This is a genomic window from Shewanella sp. WE21, from assembly GCF_002966515.1.
Classification (GTDB): domain Bacteria; phylum Pseudomonadota; class Gammaproteobacteria; order Enterobacterales; family Shewanellaceae; genus Shewanella; species Shewanella oncorhynchi.
The window spans coordinates 4842247-4867828 of sequence record NZ_CP023019.1 but is presented as its reverse complement, the minus strand read 5'-3'; the positions used below and the strand labels follow the sequence as shown (position 1 = coordinate 4867828).

20 protein-coding genes and 1 pseudogene are annotated in these 25582 nt (G+C 39.9%); 6 read left to right on the top strand and 15 right to left on the bottom strand.

The features are described from left to right. Positions 1 to 135 precede the first annotated feature (135 nt). From nhaD to CKQ84_RS21690, 4 genes are all read right to left on the bottom strand, one after another. Positions 136 to 1380 (bottom strand): sodium:proton antiporter NhaD, encoded by a 1245-nt coding sequence (gene nhaD, locus CKQ84_RS21705; protein WP_028759666.1) that lies wholly within the window; start codon positions 1378 to 1380, stop codon positions 136 to 138. Between the two features lie 197 nt (positions 1381 to 1577). Next, complete coding sequence (locus tag CKQ84_RS21700) at positions 1578 to 2597, bottom strand: FAD:protein FMN transferase (RefSeq protein WP_049821686.1); 1020 nt, start codon at positions 2595 to 2597, stop codon at positions 1578 to 1580. Between the two features lie 26 nt (positions 2598 to 2623). Continuing rightward, a complete protein-coding gene (locus CKQ84_RS21695; protein ID WP_105252718.1) occupies positions 2624 to 3988 on the bottom strand; it encodes a TrkH family potassium uptake protein in 1365 nt (454 codons plus the stop codon). Between the two features lie 2 nt (positions 3989 to 3990). After that, on the bottom strand, positions 3991 to 4635 hold the full coding sequence (locus tag CKQ84_RS21690) for a TrkA family potassium uptake protein (protein ID WP_105252717.1): 645 nt from the start codon (positions 4633 to 4635) through the stop codon (positions 3991 to 3993). Positions 4636 to 5076: 441 nt separating this feature from the next. Here CKQ84_RS21690 and CKQ84_RS21685 point away from each other — a divergent pair, with 441 nt between their 5' ends. Then, on the top strand, positions 5077 to 5313 hold the full coding sequence (locus tag CKQ84_RS21685; RefSeq protein ID WP_028759669.1) for a thioredoxin family protein: 237 nt from the start codon (positions 5077 to 5079) through the stop codon (positions 5311 to 5313). A gap of 175 nt (positions 5314 to 5488) precedes the next feature. Here CKQ84_RS21685 and CKQ84_RS21680 read toward each other — a convergent pair whose 3' ends face one another. Further along, positions 5489 to 6478, bottom strand: a complete 990-nt coding sequence (locus CKQ84_RS21680) for a TerC family protein (RefSeq protein WP_105252716.1) — start codon at positions 6476 to 6478, stop codon at positions 5489 to 5491. A gap of 642 nt (positions 6479 to 7120) precedes the next feature. Here CKQ84_RS21680 and CKQ84_RS21675 point away from each other — a divergent pair. Further along, positions 7121 to 7690, top strand: coding sequence for a CBS domain-containing protein (locus CKQ84_RS21675; RefSeq protein WP_028759671.1), 570 nt, complete (start codon positions 7121 to 7123; stop codon positions 7688 to 7690). A 2013-nt stretch (positions 7691 to 9703) separates the two neighbouring features. Here CKQ84_RS21675 and CKQ84_RS21665 read toward each other — a convergent pair. From CKQ84_RS21665 to CKQ84_RS21645, 5 genes are all read right to left on the bottom strand, one after another. Further along, complete coding sequence (locus CKQ84_RS21665) at positions 9704 to 10447, bottom strand: cupin (protein WP_105252715.1); 744 nt, start codon at positions 10445 to 10447, stop codon at positions 9704 to 9706. 174 nt (positions 10448 to 10621) lie between these two features. Beyond that, positions 10622 to 11737 (bottom strand): DcaP family trimeric outer membrane transporter, encoded by a 1116-nt coding sequence (locus CKQ84_RS21660; protein ID WP_105252714.1) that lies wholly within the window; start codon positions 11735 to 11737, stop codon positions 10622 to 10624. A gap of 126 nt (positions 11738 to 11863) precedes the next feature. Then, a complete protein-coding gene (locus CKQ84_RS21655) occupies positions 11864 to 13000 on the bottom strand; it encodes a hypothetical protein (RefSeq protein WP_012089431.1) in 1137 nt (378 codons plus the stop codon). A 40-nt stretch (positions 13001 to 13040) separates the two neighbouring features. Further along, positions 13041 to 13409 carry a cytochrome c3 family protein gene (locus CKQ84_RS21650; protein ID WP_012089430.1) on the bottom strand — a complete coding sequence of 123 codons (369 nt, stop codon included), beginning with the start codon at positions 13407 to 13409 and terminating at the stop codon, positions 13041 to 13043. Positions 13410 to 13414: 5 nt separating this feature from the next. Then, the gene (locus CKQ84_RS21645) at positions 13415 to 14935 is read right to left on the bottom strand and encodes a flavocytochrome c (protein WP_105252713.1); all 1521 of its coding nucleotides are present in this window, start codon (positions 14933 to 14935) and stop codon (positions 13415 to 13417) included. A 346-nt stretch (positions 14936 to 15281) separates the two neighbouring features. Between CKQ84_RS21645 and CKQ84_RS21640 the strand changes: the two genes are divergently transcribed. Beyond that, the gene (locus tag CKQ84_RS21640) at positions 15282 to 16049 is read left to right on the top strand and encodes a TetR/AcrR family transcriptional regulator (protein WP_105252712.1); all 768 of its coding nucleotides are present in this window, start codon (positions 15282 to 15284) and stop codon (positions 16047 to 16049) included. 842 nt (positions 16050 to 16891) lie between these two features. On the opposite strand, the gene CKQ84_RS21635 is transcribed toward CKQ84_RS21640, so the two are convergent. From CKQ84_RS21635 to CKQ84_RS21625, 3 genes are all read right to left on the bottom strand, one after another. Next, complete coding sequence (locus CKQ84_RS21635) at positions 16892 to 18118, bottom strand: DUF819 domain-containing protein (protein WP_105252711.1); 1227 nt, start codon at positions 18116 to 18118, stop codon at positions 16892 to 16894. Positions 18119 to 18162: 44 nt separating this feature from the next. After that, entirely contained in the window at positions 18163 to 19044 is an 882-nt protein-coding gene (locus CKQ84_RS21630) for a LysR family transcriptional regulator (RefSeq protein ID WP_105252710.1), read from the bottom strand. A gap of 123 nt (positions 19045 to 19167) precedes the next feature. Beyond that, complete coding sequence (locus CKQ84_RS21625; RefSeq protein ID WP_105252709.1) at positions 19168 to 20196, bottom strand: porin; 1029 nt, start codon at positions 20194 to 20196, stop codon at positions 19168 to 19170. Between the two features lie 226 nt (positions 20197 to 20422). On the opposite strand from CKQ84_RS21625, the gene CKQ84_RS21620 reads away from it, so the two are divergent. After that, a complete protein-coding gene (locus CKQ84_RS21620) occupies positions 20423 to 22192 on the top strand; it encodes a flavocytochrome c (RefSeq protein WP_105252708.1) in 1770 nt (589 codons plus the stop codon). A 465-nt stretch (positions 22193 to 22657) separates the two neighbouring features. On the opposite strand, the pseudogene CKQ84_RS21615 reads toward CKQ84_RS21620, so the two are convergent. Then, positions 22658 to 22980: pseudogene (locus CKQ84_RS21615) on the bottom strand (efflux RND transporter permease subunit); the annotation flags it as partial. Between the two features lie 156 nt (positions 22981 to 23136). Here CKQ84_RS21615 and CKQ84_RS21605 point away from each other — a divergent pair. Together CKQ84_RS21605 and trmY are read left to right on the top strand one after the other, a co-directional pair. After that, positions 23137 to 23313: an ATP-binding protein gene (locus CKQ84_RS21605; RefSeq protein WP_301553936.1), complete on the top strand. Its 177-nt coding sequence runs from the start codon at positions 23137 to 23139 to the stop codon at positions 23311 to 23313. 656 nt (positions 23314 to 23969) lie between these two features. After that, complete coding sequence (trmY, locus tag CKQ84_RS21600; protein WP_028759682.1) at positions 23970 to 24566, top strand: tRNA (pseudouridine(54)-N(1))-methyltransferase TrmY; 597 nt, start codon at positions 23970 to 23972, stop codon at positions 24564 to 24566. 84 nt (positions 24567 to 24650) lie between these two features. On the opposite strand, the gene CKQ84_RS21595 is transcribed toward trmY, so the two are convergent. Then, a complete protein-coding gene (locus CKQ84_RS21595; protein WP_028759683.1) occupies positions 24651 to 25517 on the bottom strand; it encodes a LysR family transcriptional regulator in 867 nt (288 codons plus the stop codon). Between the last annotated feature and the right edge of the window lie 65 nt (positions 25518 to 25582).

The window sequence follows — 25582 nt, the reverse complement described above, 5'->3', positions numbered from 1 at the left end:
TAAAAATATCGTAACACAATAAAAGCATTCACATAAACCACATGTGAATAAATGAAAAAGTACCAATAAAAAACATACAGTTAATTTTAATTTGATGGCTAGGCGAAACTTCCACCTAACCATCAATTATAATTATTAAAAAACAACATTCGCTAAAAGCAATGTTAACGCGTAGCCCAAGCAATAACATAAAAATAATGCTGGGACATATCTGATATAACTAACAAATGTAAGCTCTTTTACTTTGCTCATTGCAACAATTCCCGCTGCTGAGCCAATTACTAATAAAGAACCACCAACACCAACACTGTAGGTTAAACCAAGCCATTCAGAAGTATTGAGAACAGGCTCAGCCTTCAGCAGCGCAGCAGTAAGCGGAACGTTATCAATTAAAGCAGAGCCCAAGCCAGCGACAAAGTTTGAAATATTGGGGTTAAACATCGCATATGCTTTAGCCAATAAATCCAGTGTTCCAATTTCTTTAAGCATTCCAACCAACAATAAAATCCCCAAGAAGAATAATAATGTGTCATATTCAACTTGGCGAATGTATTCAAGGATTTTTATCTCCTCTTTATCACTACGAAAAACATGGCCAACTAAAAACATAATTGATAGACCAGTTAAAAAGGTTAACACAGGGGGTATTTCAAACAGAATGTTAAACAACATAGTCATCATAATTGTACAAAAGAAAATGAAGGCAATAAGCACATCAACCTTTTGATATGTAAGTTTATCGTTCGAAGTCGTAACGAACCCTTCAATTTTATAAGAAAAAATTGTAGCCAATAAAATTACACTTATAGATGATGGAATAAACAATATAATAAGTTCAGACATCTTTACATGTCCACTCAAAAAAATCATTAGAGTAGTGACATCACCAGTAATAAGTGCTACCCCTCCAGAGTTGACTGAGAAGATGATTAGTACAGCCATTTTTAGACGAATACTATCTTCTAATTTAAACGTATATAGTAAACCAATGGAAACAAGGGTTGCTGTGACGTTATCGCAAAATGCTGAAAGAACAAGTGAAAACAAACCTACTTGGATCATCAGCAATCTCACAGAAACCTTCTGTGGGAATATTTTTTGTACCATCACTTGAATCATACCTTTGGCATTAAGGTATGCAACAAACGTCATTGTGGACATTAAAAATAACCAAAGAGTTGCAATCTCGAGTAAGTTTTCATTGAATTTATGCGCTACAACCTCCTGATTTGCCACGCCATCAGCATTAATGAAAAGTGTAGCCCACGCTATACAACCAAAAAAAAGCGTTGTTTTTGCTTTATTGATATGAGTAATTTCTTCAAAAATAATACTTAGCAAAGCTAATATAGCTAATGATATTAAAAACGCATGTAACATAATTTTTATCCAGTAAAATAAAAATTCATCAATACTAAATGCTGTGATTCTTACAAAAGACAACAAATAGCAATTTATAGAGCATTAACAGCAATTTATATTAACATGCAGTCAACAAAAATAAAATGGTTAACGTTTCATTTTTAACGTTTATTCACTCTCAATGTATTTATGAGAAATAGAGTTATTGCCAATATCTAATTGTCATTGATTACAGAACTTGATGCAGTAAAGATATTAAATGCATTTGACGAATACTCAACAAGTTTACTGTTTTCTTCAGCAATAAATAATGCGCTAATATCGTTTTTATTAGCAGCCTCAACCCCTCTCTCATGCCCCAAACATAAAAGTGCAGTAGACCAAGCGTCAGCAAGCGTTGGATCCTTATTCAATACAGTAACCGATACAGTGTTATGTATTACAGGATAACCAGTTCTGGCGTCTAAAATGTGTGATAAACGGACACCATTATTATCAAAGTAATGCCGATAAGTACCAGAAGTCATTATTGCTTGATCTTGTTTTATGGTTAATAGCTTGTGTAGTATATTTTTATCCGGCAAAGGACGTTCAATCGCAACTTTCCAATTAGAGCCATCGGGTTTATGCCCCTTTACTACCATTTCCCCACCAATTTCAACTAAATAATTTTTAACATCATATAATTCTAACGTTTCAGCTAACTTACCCACACTATAACCCTGAGCAATGGAGGACAAATCTACATTAATATATGGACTCGATTTTGACATCGCATTAGATTGTAAATGTAAATGTTGCATCCCTGTTTTTTTAAGTGTTTCAGAAATAGCTATTTCACTTGGGACCATTAACTGAAACTTATCAAAACCCCATAGATCAAATAAGGATTTTACCGTTAGATCATAACATCCATAACTTTTGGCAGAGACGTTTTTAGCCTTTTCAACTAAACTCACGATTTCCTCGCCTACTACGATAAGCTCTGTACTCATGGATGAGTTAAATAGGCTAATAGTTGAGTCGGGCCTATAATTAGAGAGATTCTTATCTAGCTCTTCAAGTTTCTTATTTATATTCGCCTCAAGTAAAGAAGAGTTAACATTATTTGGGCTCCAAAAACTTATGTGCCATGTTGTCCCTTGTGCCTCTCCTTCCAGTTTAAATATGTGTGGTGTAGGCTGACAACCTACCATCATCAAACAAATAATAGAAAAACAACCAGTCAATCTCATGTTAAATCTCCAAACTCGTCATTTCGTTATCCAATGGTTAATTTTGTTTCGGGGTAACGTATACGTTTAGATTTTGGGCTCGCTAAAAAATAGGCAAGAGTTAAGGGGCCTAATCGTCCCATAAACATTAAAAATATTATAATGAATTGACCAGCCACAGTTAAATTAGGTGTTAACCCCCTTGACAATCCTACGGTCCCAAATGCGGATACAGCTTCAAAAATAATATCTATCATTGGCGCATCCTCACTGAGTAATAAGAAAAATATAGAGGCCCAAATTGTTCCAACAGATATCATCGCCAGTGCTAATGCTTTACTTATTGTCTCTTTAGATATACCACGATGATAAACATAAACAGTTTCATAACGTCTTAAATAACCATAAGTTGCCAATATTAGCACCATAAATGTCACGACTTTTATGCCACTTGCGGTGCTTAACGAACCTCCACCGATGAACATTAACATTAACATTAATGCGGTTGTTGAATCTTCAAGTTCATTTATCGGAAGTGTATTAAATCCAGCCGTTCTTGGGGTTACAGCTTGGAACCAAGACGCTAGCCATTTACCCGTTTCAGATAATGGCGATAAAGTCATAGGGTTATTATATTCAATACAATAAATAGCGAGTACGGCTACAGCATTAATAATAACCGTCCCAATAATCATCATTTTGCTATAAGTTGTTAATTTAGCCCAGCGTCTTTGACGCCATAAGTCAATCCAAACACTAAACCCTAAGCCTCCAATAATAAATAATGCGGTAATTGTCAAATTGATAACAGGATCTTCAACATAGGGGATGAGACTGTCCGGACTTAGCCCTACGCCAGCATTATTAAAAGCAGATATTGTGTAAAAAAAACCATGAAACAGACTCGTTTTCCAACCTAGTTCATCTGACCAAGAAATAGATAAAATCAACATGCCAATTAATTCAACACAGAGAGAGAAAATGAATACCGACTTAGCAGTATTCACTAATGTCGAACTATTCGTACTATTATAAGCCTCTTTTGCTATAGTATTTTGGAAAAACCCAATTTTCCCGCCTAAAGCTAACAAGGTTACAATAGCAAATGTCATGATGCCTAAACCACCAAGTTGAATTAATAGGGCAACAATGACCTGTCCAAATGTGGTATATACAGTTCCTACATCAAAAACGACTAAACCTGTCACTGTTACTGCAGAAGTTGCATTAAATAAACTCTGACTCCAAGTAACAGGGGCTGTTGTGGCTATTGGCAATTTAAGCAGTAGAGTGCCAATTAATATTAAAATAATAAAGCTCACCGACAGTATTAAAGGTGGAGCCGCCAGTATTTTTTTTGCCGCTTTAGGTGTTTTCTTTGCTATATAAATCGATGGATGCCAAGAAACCATGATTAGATTAACCTTGGAGCAATAGATTTAAGTTCATTTTGAGTCCCATAAAGTAATAATATATCCTCTTCATGTAGACAAAAGTCAGTGCTAAAGCTAGAGAAAACCTGAGTGCCACGTTTAACTAATATCGGTTTAACACTGCCTTTTAAAAGTTCGAATATAAGCGTATTATGCAATTTATTTCGTATATGAACTTCAACAACGTATAAACCGTTTCCTAATGGTAAATAATTATTCACCATCGGATAATTAAGTGCCTGTGCTACGCGGATCCCCATTTCCTCTTCAGGGTGAATTATGCGGTTAACTCCTAATTTAGAAACAATCGTGTGATGAGCCTTAGTACTCGCCTTAACCCATATTTTTTTTACACCAATATTTTTTAATGCTAAGGTACACAATAAGCTTGACTGCATATCTTCGCCAATAGCAACTAAAACAGCCTCACTATTTTCAAGATCTAATTCACGTAAGGCATTTTCATCAGTGGAATCACAAACAACGGTTTGAGTTAATTCATCAACATACTTTTCTGCCAACTTTGGATCTCGTTCGACTCCTGTTACAGTATGCCCTAAATTGATTAATTCTAACGATGCAGCAGTACCAAAACGACCGAGCCCAATCACTGTAAAATGTGCCATAACTGTCCTAAATGCAGGATAAAAAAACAGCAGAACAGTAACCTAACGCTTTTTTTATAGCAATACTCTTATTGGTACATATTCAATACTACTCCATACTCGTCTGATTTTTCATCGCATTATTAATATTGTGGTGTTGTTGGATAAAACCTCCACTCATCTATTTTGTCACAACTCCATTAGCTAAAATCAGGAAATGTGATATTGAATAACGATTCCAACACAGAATAATCAGCAACAAAGATTAACAATAATTTATAAAAACCACCTCAATCTTAATGAAGTTCTTATTGATTAAAACAAGGCCAAAAGGCATAGTGCAGCGATAAATTGGGTCCTAAAACGCATTTTTTGAAGTGTCACAAGCAATGCCTTATATCGCCATAACGAGTGGCACCTAAGCGGCACCTAATAGGTTACCCCGTATTGTGAGAGTGTGAAATGCTGTGTATAAAAGTTTTGGGTAAGGGATGTGAAAAATGCACAAATACTGCCGCACTAATTACTGCGATCGCTAATAATCATAGTATCAGTATTAATTTGATTATGGAGACAAATCCAGAAATAATAATGGACTATAGAGTGGTGAGTTCACCAGCAGTTGTCATTAACGAAAGATTGGTGCATTGGGGCTCTACTCCCCAACAACAGATGGTCGAGTCATGGCTGAAAATTTAACGCCGAACCATTACACTATTGCAGCCAAATACAATAGAACGGTATCCTTAACCAATACGAGTATTTAAACAGAACCCCAAAATTAATGTACAAGAACTATACATCGTAAAAGAGATACAAGATGTATCTCCTTATAAAATCATTAATTTACAAAACATTAATCACAAAACACAGGCTATTGACAGTTCTTATCTTGATCACGTGTTTTCCAAAGTGAATAGAGTACACCTGCGACAAGTAAGCCAAAGGTAACGCCTAAAGAAAGTGCCGTAGGGATTTTAAAATCCACTAACCCTTCATGGTTAAAATACACTAGACCCACTTTCACCCCAATAAATACTAATACCACTGACAGCGCATACTTAAGGTATTCGAAACGGTGCACCACAGCTGCCAAAGCAAAATACAAGGCTCGTAGCCCCAGAATCGCGAAGATATTCGAGGTATAGACAATAAAAGGATCTTGGGTAATCGCAAAAATAGCTGGAATACTGTCAACTGCAAACACCAAATCCGCGGTTTCTACTAAGATCAACGCCAAGAATAACGGCGTAGCCCACCATCCTTTTGTTAACTGATGCTCTTCACCCCGTACCCAGAATTTTTCTTTATGCAACGTTGGCGTAAAACGCATCTTAGTGCGTAACCATTTGTAAAACTTATTATCTTGGATATCACCGTGCTCATCGTTTGAGAAGAGCATTTTCACGCCAGTGAAAATCAAGAAGAGTCCAAATAACACAAGTACACCTTGATACTGGGCAACAAGCACGGCTCCAAGACCGATCATAATGGCGCGCAACACTAATACGCCCATAATGCCCCAGAAAAGCACTCTATGTTGGTATAAACGTGGGATACCTAAGCTACTGAAGATTAACGCGATAACAAATACGTTATCCATAGACAGTGATTTTTCAATCAGATAGCCCGTTAGGTATTCCATACCAGCGGTTGAGCCCTTGTACCACCAGAGCCAAGCCCCAAACAATAAGCCCATACAGATATAAAAGGCTGAAAGCTTTAAACTTTCAGCCACAGTAATTTCATGCTGCTCCTTGTGCAATACACCAAGGTCAAAGGCTAATAACGCCAGCACAAAACCGAAAAACATTAACCAAACCCAAAGCGGGTAACCCACAAATAGCGTGGAAAAAAATTCCATATGTATCCTTAATCACATTCAACTGAAGTTAACACTTATCAATATAACTTGAAGCCTCGGTTCACCAAAGCATGCCCGCATAAAGAATAGAAACAGTGTATATGATTTAGTTAATGGAAATAACTTATTGTCGATTACTCAAAAATGCATACAAAATTTGGCACTACTGAGAAAAATTAAAGTTTATTAATAATACCTTAAGCGATTGCAAGCCAACATAGATCCCTCTTACCATGAAATCGGTAACTTATAATTGACTAGGATCACAGAATGTTATTCAGGCATCTTGTCGTTTGGCTATATAGCCTTGCAGTGTTACTTGGTGCATCCAAATCAGTTATCCAGGTTGAGTTTACTGGTAGTTCAGCATTACTTGACAGTAGTCATGTCGTTACTCTTCTGCCTACCTCAGAACCTTCATTCAATTCACTTCGACCCCTTTCTGATAACAATGAACTGCTGACACCTCAATTATCGACAATTATCACTCAGTTTTCAGTCAATGAACATTCGAACACTCTCCCGTCCAATGCTGCGCTAGGAAGTCTTTGTCGTGGAATGCCGATAGGACAAGCTCCCCCCTTGGTTTTTTAACGATTTAATCCCTTACATAACTAAATTAATATACTGAGGATTTTTATCATGAAAACTTTGCATCCCTTTAATGTGAACTCTTCGCCTTTATACGTTGCACATCATCCACTCACTCTCCAATGCCCCGCTATAGCAGCTATGCAGCAGATAGCCGAACATCACTTATGGTCTTTGCCACTGGAAATGTCGGTTGCAGATGCCAGAAAACGTCTATTGACGACCTCTGGTATAACATTTCTGGTCATCAATCCGTCAGGCCGTTGGGAAGGAGTCATCGGCTCTGCCGAAGTTGCTTCGGATCGTATACTGCCCATAGTCAGCAAAACAGTAACGCCATTTTCGCTGACACTAGCAGATGTAATGCTACCCCGAGATAAACTGCAAGCCGTAACCCTGTTAGAACTTCAGTTTGCCACTGTAGCTGATGTCTTAAATACTTTAAGCGCTTCTTCTATAAGACTATTATTGGTTATCGATGCCGACGATAAGCTTTGTGGCATTATCAGCGGTGATAATATAGCTGAACGACTATGCTTACCTACGCAGCCAAAACAAAGTTTCGCAGCTGAGATAGTTCATCAATTACATGAAAGCCATAAGCTAGCGACCAACCATTAGTACAGTTAGGCATTCAAGTGAAATGCGGTTGGATAACCAACCGCATTAATTCGCTTAGTATGCAAGCCTAAAAGAGTTGATACGGAGCAGTATTACATTTGAAATACATCAGTAAACGAATGTTATTTATAAACTAAGCAGTGATTGATCAAGTGATTCTGTATGCTTTATCACTGGCTCAAAAGTAACACTGTTATAAGTGATTCACCACTAAGCTATTTCGTTCCTCACTCAACACCTGCAGATAAATTTCCGTAGCCTTGCTGTCACAGTGTCCTATTAGCTTGCTGACCACATTCACCGGCAGACGTGTCACCCGATCTCGTTACGCTTTTGCCCAGTCGTCAGCTTTACCCAATCCCAATTTACATCATGAGTTGTGAGCAGTAATACGCTAATGACGGTCGATAATGGCCGGTACCTAAGCATGGTGTTCCGCTTGGTCATACGATCCTGCTGTGTTGACCTGCAGGTGTGTCCGTTAATCTCACGCTGGCTAATTGCTTGTTGGGATAAGGGTATGGATAGGGCTGATACCTAGCATCAAGCTGAATTCTTCCGTTCGTTAGCTGCTTAATACCTGCAGATGCATTAGTCATTCAGGTATTCGCTTATGTCTGTGGGTGAAGTCGGCATTGATAGGGCATATATAGGCGTGTTGTACAGCGATGGCGAGTGGCGGATACCGCACGTTTCCTTAGTCTTATTTGTTACATGTGTGTTGTTTTGAGATAGGTGTATTAAACCATTGGGATTCAACAGTGCTTCGATGCGGCCTAGATAATCCCTAGATCCCCTCAAAAAGTTGGGAGCACTCAAACCTATGTGGCAGCTGGGCTACAGGCGAGTCGTTGCATCAACCCTAGAGGAGGATGCAACGACTCGCTTTTGTTGCTTTTGTGTTAACGCTTGAAGGACGTAAAGGGTAGGGCAAAAGGTGAGGTTTTTGGCAGTTCTGGGTGAATTGATGGCGCCCAAATGGATCCTTCTATTCGGCTCACTGTTTCGGTCGCGGCCTCATCCTGGGAAGGCGTTATCCTCTTGCCGTTTTTAGTCATCGAAAGCAGGTGAACTGGGATGATCTGCACACTGTTTCTGGGTGATTGAACTCGTTTTTAGGCTCATGCTGCCTTAATCTGAATTGTTATTGATATGTTTCTATTCAATGGGTGTTGTTCAGTGTGTTGCACCAATATGGTTCAACCGTTTTTCGATGCGGCCTAGATAATCCCTAGATAGCCTCAAAAAGTTGGGAGCACTCTAGCCCATGCAGCAGTAAGGCTACAGACGAGTCATTGCATCAACCCTAGTGGAGGATGCAATAGCGGGCATTTGTTGCTTTAGTGTTAATTGTTGGCAATGGGGTGAAGAGGGTAAAAGCCAAGGTTTTAGATGGTTTTAGGTGAACAGCAGCTGTCTAGGACTTGGCTTACTTTAGCCGAGTGCCAGGCTCGTTCTCTTTACCTATATTAGTCATCCTGCATGTATAGGAATGGAGCGATGATCATGTGCAATTATGATGAATTTAGATTTTCAGATGGGCGGATTTTGTGCCTCGCCGATGCTCACGGTTTGATTGAAGCCGAACGCGACACCTTATGGTGATGAGAATCACTATCAACTCGATGTGGATGCGAACCATTATCATCACGGGTCCTTCTGGCGCGGTTGATTGCGGGGGCAGTGACGCGCAGTGCTTCACTACATATGAGGATTTTAGAGGGCTTGGTTGTTGTTTTATTAGCGGGCTTTTAGGGGGCGTGCATAATTTTGAACGCTATATATGGTGTTGATTATAAATAATTATTCTCCTTACTTTCTCAGAAGCTCAAAAAATAGGTGTGCTCGGATATACCAACTTCGACAGATCGATTTTGTGATCCTTTGATCTTTGCTTTATGCGCCAATGTTATATCTCCATTTTTTTACTTCGGAGGATGAGGTAGTGGCGATATAAGCGGAGCAAAGAGGGCTAAACCACCTTCTTAGGAAGGTGGTTTATTTCAATTTGGCTTATTTTTTAAAGAATGCTTCGTTTGTACCGTATGGGCCTAGGTTAAGATCACGTTTACGAATGGCATCAACACGATCAAAGGCTTCTTCAGCCACTCTCAAGTTTTTCACATCTTTGCGCCAATAGTATTTAAAACCATCAAAATGAGCATTATTCGGATACCAGTAGAACACGCCTAAACCGTCTTTGTTTAAAATTGGCGTGTTGTGGATATGAGCCCCAGGTATGTAGAAGTATTGACCTTTAGCTAGGGTTTCAAATTTATTGTTTGCTAATGTTTTACTTGTGCCATTTACGACGTAATAACACTCTGGTTGGCCATGAAAGTGCGGCTCATGATCTGACTTGCCACCATTAGTAATACCGATAACAACTGGGCTGTCAGACAATTCTTTCCAAATATAGCCAACGGGAGAGTTTTTAGGGTCGCAGTTTTTTGCTTCTAGGACATTGCCATTATCATCCAAGGTTTTACAAAAACGTTGATCCGCGGCGATGCTGTCGTTGGGTTTAATGGTATTAAAATCGATTTTGCCTGCTTCCCAATCAGTAATATAAGCTTCAATTTCTGGGTTACGACATTGCTCAGGCATAGTATCTTGTGGGACATAAGGAGTACTGTCCGCTGGCACCGGTGTCATTTGTTGATATGGAAGTTGTGCATGGTTACATTGTGGGCCTTGCGCCATAGCTGCCGTTGATGCCAATGCGGCGATTCCAAAAAGCATTTTTAATTTCATCATTATCTATCCTATTGTCTTAATTTTTAAAATGGCGGTATTGTGTTGGTATTATTGTTCTGTCACGAACAATAAAGAGATTGGTCTACCGCAAAGGTGAAATGGATCACGTCATGTTTTCAGTGGCAAACTTATTCGTGACTCTGCTCGCGAATAATCTTATCTGCGACCCTAGCATTAGAAATAGAATTGCAGACTGCCTTGTGCATAGTTGGAGGCTCCCTGAGTTGCCCTTGGCTGGGATACTGTGGGCACAAGAGAAGTGATATTGTCTTGCATTTGATAACGACCTATTTCAGCGCCTAAAGTGAGTGATTGGGTTAAATTGGTGAATAAGTTAACCCCAGAATGACTGCGATCTGTTTGTTCTACTTTTGTGGATGTGTGCCCATAAAAGATACTTGAACGTGTGTGTTGGGTCCAAAAGTGCCTATAGGCGAACATGACGGATAAAGAATTTTCTAATTGCCTATCTGTGATATCTCTAGCTGCATCGGTTCCTACATAGCGCCCTAAATGACCATAGTGCAATTGAATACGAAGATCATCTTTCCCTATGGAATGTATTTTTGCCGCTATTGATGTACCACCACCCCATTGGGCTGTATCGGCGGAGTCTAAATATCTTAGTAAACCTGATATCGACACATTACCCCAGTCACCCGATTGGTTGTAACGAACGATCATGTCTGGCAGATAATCATGGTTGGTATCAATCCATAGTGGTTCTGTTGACGTGAGTGCTGTGGCGAATTTAGTTTGTGCACTTGCTTGTTCTGGTGATTGAGTTCCGTAGGTGTATGGGTTTTCTAGGGCAAACTGCCAATGGGCTGTGTCATAGCGTACCTGCGCTTGTCTTATCATGGCTTGACCAACTAATGGCCCGCCTAAATCGGCTGTTTCAGCAAAGGTGCTGGTATTGACTAAGGTGGACCAAGTTTGCCCAGCCGTTACGCCTTGGTAGGATATAAATGCGTGCCTTAGGCGGGGGCTGTAGGAATTGGAAATGATCGGATTCCCCTGCGCCGAGCCAACAAAGTCAATTTCAGCAAAGGCTTGAACTTCATTTGAGGTGATGGTCATATTTACGCGACTTTCTTGCGCACTGAATTGAGTACGTTTAGTGTTATCCGCGAAAGAACCTCCACCTGTCCAACTGTCTTGAAACTTCAGATTACCTTCAACATAACGTGCGTTTGCCTTAATAAATCCCCCCATTTGTAACTCTGTTCCATAGAGTGGTGAAAACGGAATAAAAAATAGGGATAAGGCGAGTAAAGTGTGTTGCTTCATGGTTGGCTAAATCACATTGAAAAATAAAAAATGCCCTAATAAATAGGGCATAAAAGAAGGGTCGATCAAAACCGCAGGAACGTCCCGATCGACTTGATTATTACAAACAAGAGTTAGAATGGAGAGTTAGAAATAATAGCCAAAGTTGATGTTAATGCGTTTATCCCAATCATTACCGACTTCCGGTAATCCAACATGGTCGTTATTGGCAGTAGAGAAGGTCATATTTTTACCCATAACAAAGTCGATCATTGTGTAGGTAGGACCTGCAGAAATCGCCATACCAGTGACGTTTTGCATACTGTTATCGTAGCTATCATCATCAACATCTGGCGTCATTAAACCAAAGTCGTTGTAGAACTTAATGCTACCCCAATCTGTGTTCACGGTTTTGGCAATGTTGATGTTATAGGCTTGGCCCTTAGAAGCAATTTCATACTGCCAGCTCACTACTGACACGCCAATTTTATTGGAGTCGATAGCATCTGCAGCATCGTATTCATATTGCATGGCTTGCATTTGTAAATTCCAGCCTTTGTAGCTGCTGTCTAAATGCAATGCTACGGCATAGCGATCGCCATTGTTGCCCGTCTCGCTGTTGTAGATTTGGCCATACTGCACAGAGCCACCAAAGGTAGTCGAGCCGCCTTCGTATTCTGTTGTATAAGTTTGGCGCACGTTTAACTGGTTAGTTTCTTCATTGTGATACTCAGTGCCATTGATGGTACCGGTATACAAATCGGTCGAATAACGCTTATTCTCGGTCGCACCATATTCAGCATTTTTGTAAAAGGCTAAATCAGTATGCCAACCATTTTTTTCGTAGGTGGCTTTAAGACCGATATCATGATCATCCTCAAAACCTAAGTAGTAAGGTAGACCAAACCACCAACTGTTAGAAATAAACTCGCGATTACCAAAGGGTACCTTGTTGATACCAAATTGCAGTTGCCAGTCTGGATCAATGTTGTAGTAACCATAACCGTACTTAATATAGTTAGTGCCTGAAGTAAAACGGTATTCTGCGGCTAAACCGAAGTCGCCTTTTTTACCATCAAATTTAATTGCGGCCATATCAAAATTAAAATCGCCGCCTTTGTCTTTTGAGGCTTTGTCATAATCTTTATAACCATAGTTAACACGCACTGCACCGCCAACGTTAATACCATCTTCTTGTTGTTCTGCAGCAAAAGCGGCTGAACTCGACATGGCCATTGCAGTTGCAACCATGGACAGCATAAACCGAGTGGATTGTTTCATCATCGTTACCTTTTATTTTAGTATATGAATTTTAATAATTAATTTACATTTCTTTGAACCAAGTACGGTGGCATTCAGCACAAACTGGGGCCTTTTTTTCGTGTTCAGCGTGGCAGGCTAAGCAGCTTGCACCTTCGTTGTAGTGCAACGATTTGTGCGGATGAGCTTCTGGGATCGGTAGCTTTTTCTCGTCAACGGGGATACTGGTTATGTCACCGTGACATTCAACGCACGCAGCGTCGGTAGCATTTTGCTTACCTGAACCTTGGTGACAGCTTTTACAGCCTTCTTGATAGAGAGACTCATGATTTACTCGGCCTTGAGTGCTGCCTTTCATTTTGACCAGCTCTCCGGCGTTTACATTGCCAGCAAATACGAATCCAATAAGGAGTGTTAGTAGTAATTTATTCATAATATTTAAGCCTGCATGTCAGATTTGATGGTTTCAGATACGATAATTCCCATCGTCAAGCACTCTAGGCATGCCGTTGAACTTAAACGTGTTCCACCATGTGTACCACCGGTCGCTTCACCAACTGCATACAGTTTCTTAATTGTCGTTAACGATTGACTGTGCATAACACGGGCACCTAAATCGGTTTTTAATCCTCCCATGCAGTAATGCACTTTTGGCCAGATCCGCGAGACAATAAAGGGAGGTTTCAGCTGTACAGCCGTATCCATCATGCGGCCAAAGAGTGGATCAACACCTTTAGGTACTTGTTGGTTGTACTCAGTAACGGTTTGTTTTAACTCATTTAGTGGGATATTAAACTGCTTAGCTAATTGCTCTAGGCTATCGACTTTCCAGGCAATTTGGTCACGCACGGCACGGGTGACGCGTTCATCGCCAACATGGTCATCATGATTAAAAAACACGACAGGATAAGCGGGGGAACCATCTGCATTACGGTTTTTCATTATGGCGTCAGAGCAGGTTTTTCTGTCGGCACGTTCATTCATAAACCGTTTACCATCAAGAACATTGACGGAAATGCCCTTATGGAAACCAATCGACAGTAACGCATTTGACCAACCGAAGCCGCCTTCATCAGGCGAACCCCAGTGGCCAGTTTGAATAAAGCTCATATGTATAGGCAGTGCACCGTGTGCCATGGCTGTAAGGGTGACTTCTCCAGTCGCTCCTAGCGCATTGGTGCAATCGAGTGTCTTATCAAGCGATGGATCAACCAGCTCACGCAGTTTTAAATTTCGAGAAAAACCACCGTGGGCAAGGATAACGGCCTTGTTAGCTTTGATATAGATTGTTTTGCCGGTTTTGAGATCGGGGAAACGATAATTTTGGCGAACTTTGAGGCCGATAATTTCCTGACCATCCATGATGAAATCTTCAACATAGTGTTGCAGACGATATTCAACTCCTTCTTTTTTACCCACTTCATAAAGTTTAGTGGTGATATCGCCGCCCACACCGTGTTGGGTACGAATCGCTCGTGCTTTATTATGGCCACCCACTTGCTGGTTAAATCCTTCGCGAAACTTTACCCCTGCATTAATACACATGTCATAGGCATCCAGTGCGCGATTAGCCATTTGGCGCAACATGTCAGTATTTTGCATACCGCGGCCAGAAATGATCTGATCTTTAACCAGTTCCTCTGGCGAATCATCTTGAATGCCTTGGGCTAATTGGATTGGGTTTTTGGGAATGGCTAGCCAACCGCCATTAATCGCAGAGTTACCGCCAATGACTTGCATTTTCTCCAGTACAAGTACGGAACCAAGACCTTGGCGTTTAGAATTGAGTGAAGCAGATAAACCCGCGAAACCTGAACCCACGACGATAACATCGCGTGTTTCATCCCATTTTATGTTTGATGCGCACTCGTTAGCTGATGCTGCACTTGGCAGTGCGGCTGCAATACCGCCAATAGCTGCACCTGCACCCAGTTTTAAAAAGTTTCTTCTATTATGCATGTTGTTCACCCTCTACTTCAGTATGCAAGCAAGATAGAGGCTATGGGGCAGGCTAAAGGTGAACTAAGTCACGGCTTTTTTGGAGTGGCAAACTTATTCGTGAGTTATGTCTAGAATAATCTTTTTTGAAAATGAATGTTTTTTGCAACAAAAATGTAAGTGAAGGGATTTTAATCTATGAAAAAAACTTGTTGTTGCAATGTATGCTTGAGGTAACTCACAAAGAACATAAATAAAATGCTCACTTGCGTGAGCTTTATCCCGATTAGTCATCCTTACCCTATAACAGGCATAAGTTAACAACGCATAATTCACGCTTACTTAGCGTTTTATTTGGGTTTAGTGCATGAAATGTCCTTCTGACACACTATCTATTTTAAGGTGCAATCAAATACTGGATGCAGCTGAGCTGTTGATTGAGTCGCAAGGCATCGTCTCTTTTAAGTTTTCTCAACTGGCCAAAGAAGTCGGTTGTTCTACTGGCACCTTGTACAAATTTTTTGAACGTAAAGAAGACGTTTTAGTTTGTCTGTTCCTAAGAAGTGCAACCTCTAATCACTTGCCAATTTTTATTAATAAAAATCCTGAATTAACGGCTAAAGAACGAGTATTGTTGCCAATTCTATTTACCTTTGAAACGATAAAACGCAGCAAAAGCTTTGCAACGTTACGTTCTGTTTCTGTTAATACCATGGTATGGCAACTTGCTAGTGATGAAAAAGTCGAACGCTTTAAAAAGCGCATTAATGCGTTCTGGGGCTGGTTTACTGACTCGCTCAATCTAGCAGTAGAAAAAGGGGAATTAGAGGCGACACCATTACAGGTAAAGGAGTTAGTACAGGGCATCACCTTTTATTTAACCGGGGCGTTAACTCAATTTGAGAGCCAGCTTATCGCGCCAGAATACCTTTCTAATCGTCGCGAAACCTGTTACCGACATTTGGCTAAATTGATGGGGCAATATAAGTGGAAAATGCCCTTAACCCCAGAATTATATGATTCTTTAGAGGCCAGAACGATTAAGTTCTTCGACCAACATTATCGTGATCATATGAGTTGCGCTGCATGTAGTGCGCTGTCTTGTACAAATGGTGTTGGGGGTAACGGTGATTGAAATCAACAAAGCTCTGTTTCAGTAGGTTTTATACTTGTGCCCAAATTCAACTCAGAAGAATGGTTTCTTTTACGGATAATTTATCAAACTAGTGTGTTGCGGCTCTTCATAGCAATCTAATTTTTGATCAAACTTTATTATGTTCTTAGATAAAGTTGGTGAGAGGTTGGCCTGAATAAAGTCATCAGGCTAGGTATGCTTGCAAATAATTCGTTCGCTGTTCATATTTCCAGCATGAAATATTCATTTAAAAAAACAGATTAGATTTACTAGTGCTAAAAATAGTGCAAATTATACGGTCAAATACAGTGTAAGCTATTGAATACACAGGCTGCACATTTCGCATTTGCATGTAAATGCACATAAATTATTAGGGTAATTAAAACGTGAAAAATCACATAATTTATGTTTAGATTCAGTTGGTTATGATTTATCGATTCACTGTCATGGGGTGTCAGGGGCGGAGGTTCGAATCCTCTCATACCGACCAAATTCCTCTTTTTATAAGAGTTAAAATGCCTGCAAACTTAATTGTTTGAAGGCTTTTTTATTTTTATGCGATTTTAAAGTTCTTTTTAAGCATGCCAAAAGACTTAGGTATATGTAATGGTAAAGTGTCCCAGTTTGAATCATGAAAAACATAACAAATATGGGCAGGCTGCGCGTAGCTGCGACTTTATCCCAGTGTTGAATCACCCCGAGGTTTGATTGATTGGGGGGGTAATGGATAAGTTGTATAGTTAAATAGAAATTTTCTGAAAGCTTTGGGTAATGCTTTGAAGATTCAGGAGTGGCATTTATTGGGAGCAAAAAATTAGTTGGACACACTTTTTGTTCCCGTCTTATGGTTGAATAAACTGCATTAAAAAACCAAAATACCACGCCAACAAAGAAGCCCAAGTATAACCCCAAACTGCCATCAATAAAGCAGCGGAAGCCAGCCTTGGGTGAAAAGCACTGGCGATAACTGGTGCAGAAGCCGCACCACCAATATTACACTGACTCGCGATCGCGAAGTACATGATGGGTAATCGAAAAAATACAGTAAAAATAAATAAGATAATAATGTGTATAGAGAACCAAATAAGAGCGATACAAACGTAATAGGGCGCGGCGCTCAATGCGCTAATATCAAAGTTCAACCCCATCAACATTATCATGATATAGATTAAAAAAAGAGCTATCTGCTGAGTTTCCTTGACTAACACATATCTTGCATTTGTTAATGAAAATAATAATCCTAAAAAAGTTGCAATTAATACTGACCAAAAAAAATCAGAAGTAAGATTGTATTTAAATAAGTGTGGGAAACTATTAGCGATTCTTGTTGCAAGGAAGGATGATAATTTTTCACTAAAGAGAATTACAATGAAAAAAGTCAAGCTCAATATCAGAATCCAATAATAGCTTTTTTGTTTTCCTATCACTTTACGTTTGATGTCAGTGCAAAATATCGGTCTATAGCGTTTATCAGCTTTCAGGAAATCATCGATTTTATCTTGGCGTTCTGCAATGAAAAGTAATATAACCATCCATATACCGGAAAAAAGAATATTAATTGCCATCATTACCGCAAATACGGCATCACCGACACTGTGGATTTCTTTTACAGCCAATTGATTGGCGGTTCCGCCAAGCCAGTTTGCCATCAGTGTTGACATGCCTTTCCAAGCAGCATTATCTCCCTGCCAGACGAGTTCGTTCGGAAAAAATATAGAGCCTAACCATAGGCTTAATGGACCACCAATACAGATGCTCACAGCACCTAGCACGTACATACCGAGAAGTTTTTTTCCCACTAAACTGAGAGCAAAGAAATCGGTACCTAAAATCAACAAAAATAAACAACCGGGCATTAAGTGTGTTTTGGCCATTTCGCTAAGCTGACTATTGCTCGCATCAATTATATTTAGCGAGCTAAAGATGGCAGGTAAGGTGTAGCACATTAGCATCAGTGGAAAAATACGATAAAATTGCTTAAAAAGTGTAATAGAGGATGTGTGTGTATAAAATAAACCACATAGTAAAAAGACTAAAAAAAATCCTATTCCAAGATCTGATGATATCAATTTAATTCACCTAGTAAGAATAGCTGGTATACATATATTATATTCTACAGTAGCTTACTAAAGGCTAGGAAACTCATGCTTAATGCAGATAATTCTTCTCCTTCACGCTGAATTGACCAATAAGTTCGTTTATAATCCCATCCATCCACAGGTAATAAAATAAGGTCTTTTCTTGCTAATTCAGCGTCAATCGCTAATAGGGGTAATACACTCAAACCTATACCTGTTCCAATTGCCCTTTTAATAGAGCCAATGGTTGACATGCAGATTTCATCACGAACGTGAATATTTAAGCTTTTTAATAGCTGAATTGCACGAATTCGAGAGAACGATGATTCATGGTCGAATATCCACAATTGTTCACTAAGCCAAGATTTTGTATTTAAACCATTCGCAGCAGGATGAGTTACGCCACTCACAATGCAAAGATTATCTTGTAACCAATGCTCACAAATGAGATTTTTACTCGCGGGTTTAGCATCAATAAAGCCTAAGTCTAGTTCTTTTTCTGAAACCATTTTTTCAATAACTAAACTATTATCAATGACTAGTTTTATTTTTACATCGGGATATTGGTTCTTAAATAATGGAATTTTTCTAGATAATACATAGTTACCAGCAGTCTTACTGCTCCCAATGGTTAACGTCCCCTTAATGCCATGTTCAGGGAATGAAAATATATTTTCTAACTCTTTTCCCTTGGATAGCATTTCATTAGCATAAGGTAATATTATTTCTCCATGCGCATTTACAACCAAACCTCCCGCTACTCGCTCAAATAATCTACAGCCTAAAGACCCTTCTAATTCTTTAAGTGCCATACTTACAGCTGGCGTTGACATATGAAGCACTTTTGCCGCTTTTGAGATCTGCCTCTCAGAATGTATGGCTTTAAAGATCATCAATTGTCTTAATGTTATCCGCATCTTGTGCTCCGCGAGGGAAAAATCAGTTATACTAGCAGTATAATAGTTTAAAATGATAAATAATTAACATGATAAATATCTGATTTTTATAAAGCGGCTATTTAGCCGCTTTATCTATAGAGGTTAAAATAGATATCTTGTAGATACAAAAATGAGAGTATCATCAAACTCAGTATGTCCTTTGGCGTCAGTATAATCACCATCAAAATAGGAAATACCTACCCCAAAAGTCAAATCCTTTTGAGCCTTAAAATCAACGCCTACAGAATATTGACTTGCATCACTCTCTTTTAGTGTTTTTAGATCTGCTCCGGCATTTTTTGTCACTTTACCCAGCCCAGCATCATCTTTTAAATATTGAAATTTTATATCATATTTATTAATAGGAACAATCATACTTAACAGATAGGAGTTACCTTTAATATCATCATAAATACTTGACTCAGAGTGCTGGTACATAGCCCCCAATTTTACGGATGAAATAGCAACACCACCCACCAGTCTTGTTGCCTCTAACTGGTTCAATCCATCAGCATAGGCTATTGAAATATAGTGACTATTCTTTTTAAGTGCTGCATCGCCTAGGGACAAGCTAATTGCATAATTGTTTTGTTTATCAGAAAGTTCTGGATTTTTTTGATTAAAATCCTTATCAAAAACATAACTGATACCCATAGTAACACCTGCGACCTTAGCGCTATTTAATGTTACCGAATCGCCTAATCTATCGTTACCTGCAATGATCATATTCATATCGCTTGAGGTAATATTAAATAAATCTACTTTACCTTCAGCACTTTTAAAAACGGTATCATTTCTTCCGAAAACAGCCGAACCATAGTTAGTTTTAAAACCTAAGTAAGAGTTCCTCGGTTTGAAAATATTAGAGTCATCGTTATCAAAGCTTTCTATCCCAGCTTCAAATTTATATAACAAGCTAAAATTATCATATACACTATACTCACCTTTAACGCCTAAATACGATGCATAATTTTCAAGGGAAAATCCATCAACTTTTTCGTTACCAGAAAGACCATTACTTGAGTTGGCCACACCAAGCCACAGTCTTCCATAAAAATCTAGTGGCTCAGATAAAGCTGGAGTTGAACAAATTAAAATAAAACTAAAACCAATATATTTAGCATTTTTCATCGACATCACCTTTTTAGAATGTAAAAGCAATGCCATATTAGAGATTTAAGCAAACACATCTCCGCTTTAGATCACATCTAATCAACAAAAACATCGAGTTAAGCATAACTTAAAGTGTGTTAAGTTATATTTAATGATTTCAATTTATTGCTCTATGTCACTATTTAAAAAAATTAAGAAACTATCATCACGCCAAATCTTACCAAAATAAAAACTGGAGAATTGCATGAAGATAAAATACTTGAGTATTATTGTCTGTTCGATTTTAACTGCGTCATCATGGGCGGCTGATAATAAAAATGATTTAGCATCATTCCATAAAGATGTTAATGGTTGTAAAACCTGCCATACAGCACCTAATAAAGTGAGCGATAGCGAGACATTTGAAAATAAACAATGTAAATCCTGCCATGGTGATTATGGGAAACTAGCAAATCCTAAACTAGAAATTGACCCACATTCTTCACACTTAGGTGATATTAATTGTACGTCTTGTCATAAAGGACATGAACAACCAAAGTTATATTGTAATGAATGTCATTCATTTAAAGGGCTCGACATGCCTTTTAATAAAGCAAAATCTAAAGAACCGTGGGACAAAGGTTGGGATAATGAAGCAATAAATAAAGCGATAGCTGCAGGTCCTAAAGAAACAACGGATGTGATTGTTGTTGGAGCCGGTAGTGCTGGGTTTAATGCTGCGATTGCAGCTAAAAAGGCGGGGGCTAACGTTATATTGCTTGATAAAGCACCATTTAGTGGTGGTAACTCTATGCTCGCCGCAGGCGGGTATAATGCTGTGGGTACAGTTCAGCAAAAAGATCATAAAGTCGATGATAAAATCGAATGGTATGTCGAAGATACAATGAAAGGCGGTCGATATGCTAACGACCCTAAATTGGTACAAATATTAGCGGAGCAATCGGCTGATGGCATTAAATGGTTAGAATCTTTAGGCGCCAATATGGATGATTTAAAACGCTCTGGCGGCGCTAGAGTCGATAGAACACATCGTCCATCTGGTGGTTTAAGTGTTGGTCCACATATTATTGATGTACTAAGAAAAGCATCGGATAAAGAAGGGGTTGATACAAGACTCAACTCCAAAGTTGTTAAACTGGTTGTTGATGATGAACAAAAAATTGTGGGTGTTGTCATCCACGGTAAACACTCTGGTCACTATATGGTTGCAGCTAAGTCGGTTGTTTTAGCCACCGGTGGTTATGGGTTTAATAAAGAAATGATTGCTTTTTATCGCCCTACATTTAAAGGCATGACAAGTTCAAATAATATCACTTCAACTGGGGATGGTATTGAACTTGCTAAAGCAGTCGGTGCAAGTATGACTGATATTGATTGGATCCAGACACATCCAACAGTAGGAAAAGATAGCCGTATATTAATTTCAGAAACGGTTCGAGGTGTCGGGGCCATAATGGTTAATAAAGAAGGCGATCGCTTTATCAATGAATTAACCACTCGAGATAAAGCCTCCGATGCCATTCTAAAACAGCCTGAACAATATGCTTGGCTAGTATTTGATAATGAATTATATAAAAAAGCTAAAATGGTTCAGGGGTATGATCATTTAGAAATGCTTGAAAAGGCCAATACTGTTGCAGAGCTTGCAAAAATAACAGGAATGACTCCAAGTGTTTTAGACAAAACTATCACAAACTACAACCATTATTTCAAACAGGGTAAAGATGAGGCATTTAACCGTGAGCAGATGCCGCTATCAATAGAAAAATCTCCTTATTATGCCGTAAAAGTTGCTCCTGGCATCCATCATACTATGGGGGGAGTTGCCATTGACACTAAAGCTGAAGTACTCGATATACAAAGCCAACCGCTCAAAGGTTTATTTGCGGCGGGAGAGGTGACTGGTGGTGTTCATGGGTATAATCGACTGGGTGGTAACGCTGTCGCTGATACTGTAATTTTCGGTAAAATCGCAGGGACAAATGCTGCCAAACATGCTCTAAATACAAAGTAACGCTAAATCAGTGAGAGACTCGTTATTGTCTCTCACAACATCTCAAGTTTTATTCATCGTAAATATTAGCAATAAAATTATTGCTTGAGTTAAAGTACTCCCCTGCTATTTTTGAGAGGCTAATGTAGTCTCTCTTTTTTATTTGTCGGCAGCATTAGATTCGATGGATTTTGCTCACTTTTCGATGGCTTCATCTTTTTAGATAGCGCGGGAATATTGGCGAAATGTACTTACTCTTTCCATGAATCGAATAATACACTGTAGGCGAGTCCAGCATCGCACCACTTCTTAGAGAACCAGTTACAGATTTGAACGTCGGAACCTTAAGCCGGATACGCAGTAACGATTACTATCACTGAACCTACATTTCCAGCGTTTAAAATTATTACACATATATTGATCAGCTTTAATGCTCAATAGGATTGTATTGGTAGACTTTCCTACAGAGCATCAAAGCGGGTGAGGCTATTTGGCAGTATTATGCCGCGCAAGCCAGGCACTCAAGCGCTCTTGTGTGCCGATGACAAAGACAAAAAACGCCGGTACGAAGAATATTGCCAACAAGGTGCCACTGAGCATGCCACCGAATACGCCAGTACCGATAGCATGCTGAGTTTCGGCGCTGGCGCCGCTCGCAAGCATTAAGGTACCACTCCGAGAGTAAATGCCAGTGACGTCATCAGAATTGGCCGTAGACGCAGGCGTGCAGCAGTCACTGCAGCGTCTATCAGCGTATGGCCCTCGGCATGCAGTTGGCGGGCGAACTCGACGATGAGGATAGCATTTTTGCCGATAGGCCGAGGTGGTGGCTAGGGACTGGCGGTACTGCCACGCGCCCGCACAGACACGCCCATAAATACCCAAATGTTGCGCGTCGGCCCGTTCCAAATCGACTTAGACCGTCACGAGGCTAGCGTAATCTGTAACAGTCAGCAGCAAGCTACATATTCGAGGCATTTCGCCGAGTCGATCCGTCTCGCTCTCGAAAAAGTGGTGGCAGTGGGCTCGGCCTCGTAGTGGTTAAAACAATTGCTGAAGCTCACGGCGGCCACGTGGTCTGCCAGCCATCGGGTCGTGGAGGAACAATATTCGTTCTGTCTTGGCCTGTTAAGGCAAGTTAAGGCTCCCCTTAACTACATCCTGATACTGGAATTATCTATATGAACGGTGATGTGCTTAGTGATTCCTGCACGTATGGTCACCACGCCAGAGCACATTGCTGAATCGGGAAAATGCAGGGATTGTAGATATTCTCTAGATCCCATTGGTTGTTATTCGATATTGATTACAACTAATGGGATGTTATTTTGTTTGAATACGCTCAATTTGTTGTACTTGTAGCCTTGATATCGCATTTGCGTGTAACTGTACATAAATTTTCGAGGTAATTAAAACGTGCAAAATCACATAATTTATGTTTAAATTTAGCAGGTTATAATTAAGCGATTCACTGTTATAGAGTGTCAGGGGTCTGAGGTTCGAATCCTCTCAGACCGATCAAATTAGATGCTTTTTGTTAGTTTGTTTTAATCATTAAAATAACCAGCAGTTAAGTAAAACAAAACCCAGTGTTAGCATTGCTATACGGGTTTTGTTTTTTATACCTTTTCGCTGCCGATATGACTAACGCTGCTTGCGACTAAGGTTCAAGTTCGAGTGATTAGGCTGGCTTTGGCACAGCAAAAGGCAAAAATTTTCAAGGCGAAATCGTCAATTTCACAAATTATATGCATCCGCCATTTAGCATTTAAGACATTATTGAGTAGGACATTTACCTATGCGCGCGTTTGTTTTACGAGCAAGATCAGCACCTACTGACAGTCAGTTGTTTTTGGCTTCTGTCGGCCAAGAGGCGCATACCGAGATTTTAGCTCATACCCTGATGAACACTATCTTTGTGGCTCAGTCCCATCGAAACGATGTTGTCGTTTATTTGGTGCTAGAAAGTACCCATGATTTTTCCCGCACTATCTGCTTCGATACTCGAAATATTTGCCATATTGGTGGTTTTCACGAGCAAGCTTTGCTCACTAAAATTGCCAAAGCCTTAGATATTTCTCGGGGCATGACGAAGGAGCAAACCCGTGTTGTTGACGAGGGCATCAGTGTTAGCACTATCAGTTTTGAAAAGCTGGTACAGGACCTCGCGGTGGATTATCAATTGTTTATGATGGATAAGAAGGGCACGTCAATCCGTGAGCAAGAGTTTGTGGGGAATCCGTGCTTTTTGCTGACCGATCATATTCCTATGCCGAAGAAAAGTTTTAATACCTTGAAACGACTCGGCGCGCAAAAGATCAGCCTAGGGCCTAAGATGTTGTTTGCTTCTCAGTGTGTGGTATTGATCCATAATGAATTGGATATCAATCAATAGCCTCTGAGCCTTATGTATCCGTTGCTAACGCTGACTATTCCTGTGTGGCAACGTGTGTGTCGAGCCCCATTTTTTAATGGGGTTTTATATTTTCCCCTTTAAAAATGTAATCGCTTTTTGGGCTCTGCGTGACAAGGGCCATTCCGCGCGGTGGATAAGCCAAATAGTGTCTACAACTTGGCTGCCACATTCCACAACATAGATATCTTCTTGTCGTTCAAAGGCTTTGCGGGCGTATTGCGGTATAACCGTAAATCCTAGCCCTTTTGCGACAGGTTCGAGAATGAGGCTGATTTGGTTGGTAAATCCCTTGCAGGGGATCTCTTGAATGCCGGGGTGAGTTGGATATTTACGGCTAAGCAGCCGAGTCGCCATAGCCTCACCATCGGGATGGGAGATAAACCCTAGTCGTTGTAAATCAGTCCATTCATGTTGTTTATGGCTCGCCGGTACCACAAGTTCAAGCGGCTCTTCGGTAAAATGTGTGCTGTGAATACGAGGATCGGAAGGTTTTAAGGTTACCATGCCGATTTCATGTTCATTGGCCAACACTGAGGCCACTATCTCACTGTCAGGGGCAAAACGGTGGCGAATGCTTAACGCCGGAAAGGCTTGTTGTAATTCGATTAATAATGGAAAAAGCGTTAAACCAATGCTACCTGGAGTGATAAGGCTAATATCACCGGCATTGGCGTCATCATGGATAAGTTTCTGTTGTAGGCGTTTTTGCGCGCATTCAACTTCTTTAACGTAGGTCAGCAGGTTTTCCCCTATGGGAGTGATTTCAAGCTGGCGGGTGCGGCGTAAAAACAGTGTGCCGTAGGTTTCTTCTAAGCGACTGATATGCTGACTCACAGCTGCTTGGGTGATACCTATGGCTTCGGCGGTGCGGGTGAAATTGCCTTTCTCGACTAGCACGCTAAAGGTGTGTAACCACTGTGGATTTATCATAAGTAAAATTTATCAAATCTATAATCTGTATGTGCTTTTAATTATGGCACGATAAGACTAGTCTG

Bases quoted from the DNA above. Each gene is read 5' to 3' on its own strand.
- CKQ84_RS21640 (WP_105252712.1), top strand. From the start codon at position 15,282: ATGAAATGTCCTTCTGACACACTATCTATTTTAAGGTGCAATCAAATA.
- CKQ84_RS21620 (WP_105252708.1), top strand. From the start codon at position 20,423: ATGAAGATAAAATACTTGAGTATTATTGTCTGTTCGATTTTAACTGCG.
- trmY (WP_028759682.1), top strand. From the start codon at position 23,970: ATGCGCGCGTTTGTTTTACGAGCAAGATCAGCACCTACTGACAGTCAG.
- CKQ84_RS21660 (WP_105252714.1), bottom strand. From the start codon at position 11,737: ATGAAGCAACACACTTTACTCGCCTTATCCCTATTTTTTATTCCGTTT.
- CKQ84_RS21685 (WP_028759669.1), top strand. From the start codon at position 5,077: ATGCTGTGTATAAAAGTTTTGGGTAAGGGATGTGAAAAATGCACAAAT.
- CKQ84_RS21645 (WP_105252713.1), bottom strand. From the start codon at position 14,935: ATGCATAATAGAAGAAACTTTTTAAAACTGGGTGCAGGTGCAGCTATT.
- CKQ84_RS21630 (WP_105252710.1), bottom strand. From the start codon at position 19,044: ATGCGGATAACATTAAGACAATTGATGATCTTTAAAGCCATACATTCT.
- CKQ84_RS21680 (WP_105252716.1), bottom strand. From the start codon at position 6,478: ATGGAATTTTTTTCCACGCTATTTGTGGGTTACCCGCTTTGGGTTTGG.
- CKQ84_RS21650 (WP_012089430.1), bottom strand. From the start codon at position 13,409: ATGAATAAATTACTACTAACACTCCTTATTGGATTCGTATTTGCTGGC.
- CKQ84_RS21695 (WP_105252718.1), bottom strand. From the start codon at position 3,988: ATGGTTTCTTGGCATCCATCGATTTATATAGCAAAGAAAACACCTAAA.
- CKQ84_RS21700 (WP_049821686.1), bottom strand. From the start codon at position 2,597: ATGAGATTGACTGGTTGTTTTTCTATTATTTGTTTGATGATGGTAGGT.
- CKQ84_RS21690 (WP_105252717.1), bottom strand. From the start codon at position 4,635: ATGGCACATTTTACAGTGATTGGGCTCGGTCGTTTTGGTACTGCTGCA.
- CKQ84_RS21665 (WP_105252715.1), bottom strand. From the start codon at position 10,447: ATGATGAAATTAAAAATGCTTTTTGGAATCGCCGCATTGGCATCAACG.
- CKQ84_RS21655 (WP_012089431.1), bottom strand. From the start codon at position 13,000: ATGATGAAACAATCCACTCGGTTTATGCTGTCCATGGTTGCAACTGCA.
- CKQ84_RS21675 (WP_028759671.1), top strand. From the start codon at position 7,121: ATGAAAACTTTGCATCCCTTTAATGTGAACTCTTCGCCTTTATACGTT.
- CKQ84_RS21625 (WP_105252709.1), bottom strand. From the start codon at position 20,196: ATGAAAAATGCTAAATATATTGGTTTTAGTTTTATTTTAATTTGTTCA.
- nhaD (WP_028759666.1), bottom strand. From the start codon at position 1,380: ATGTTACATGCGTTTTTAATATCATTAGCTATATTAGCTTTGCTAAGT.
- CKQ84_RS21595 (WP_028759683.1), bottom strand. From the start codon at position 25,517: ATGATAAATCCACAGTGGTTACACACCTTTAGCGTGCTAGTCGAGAAA.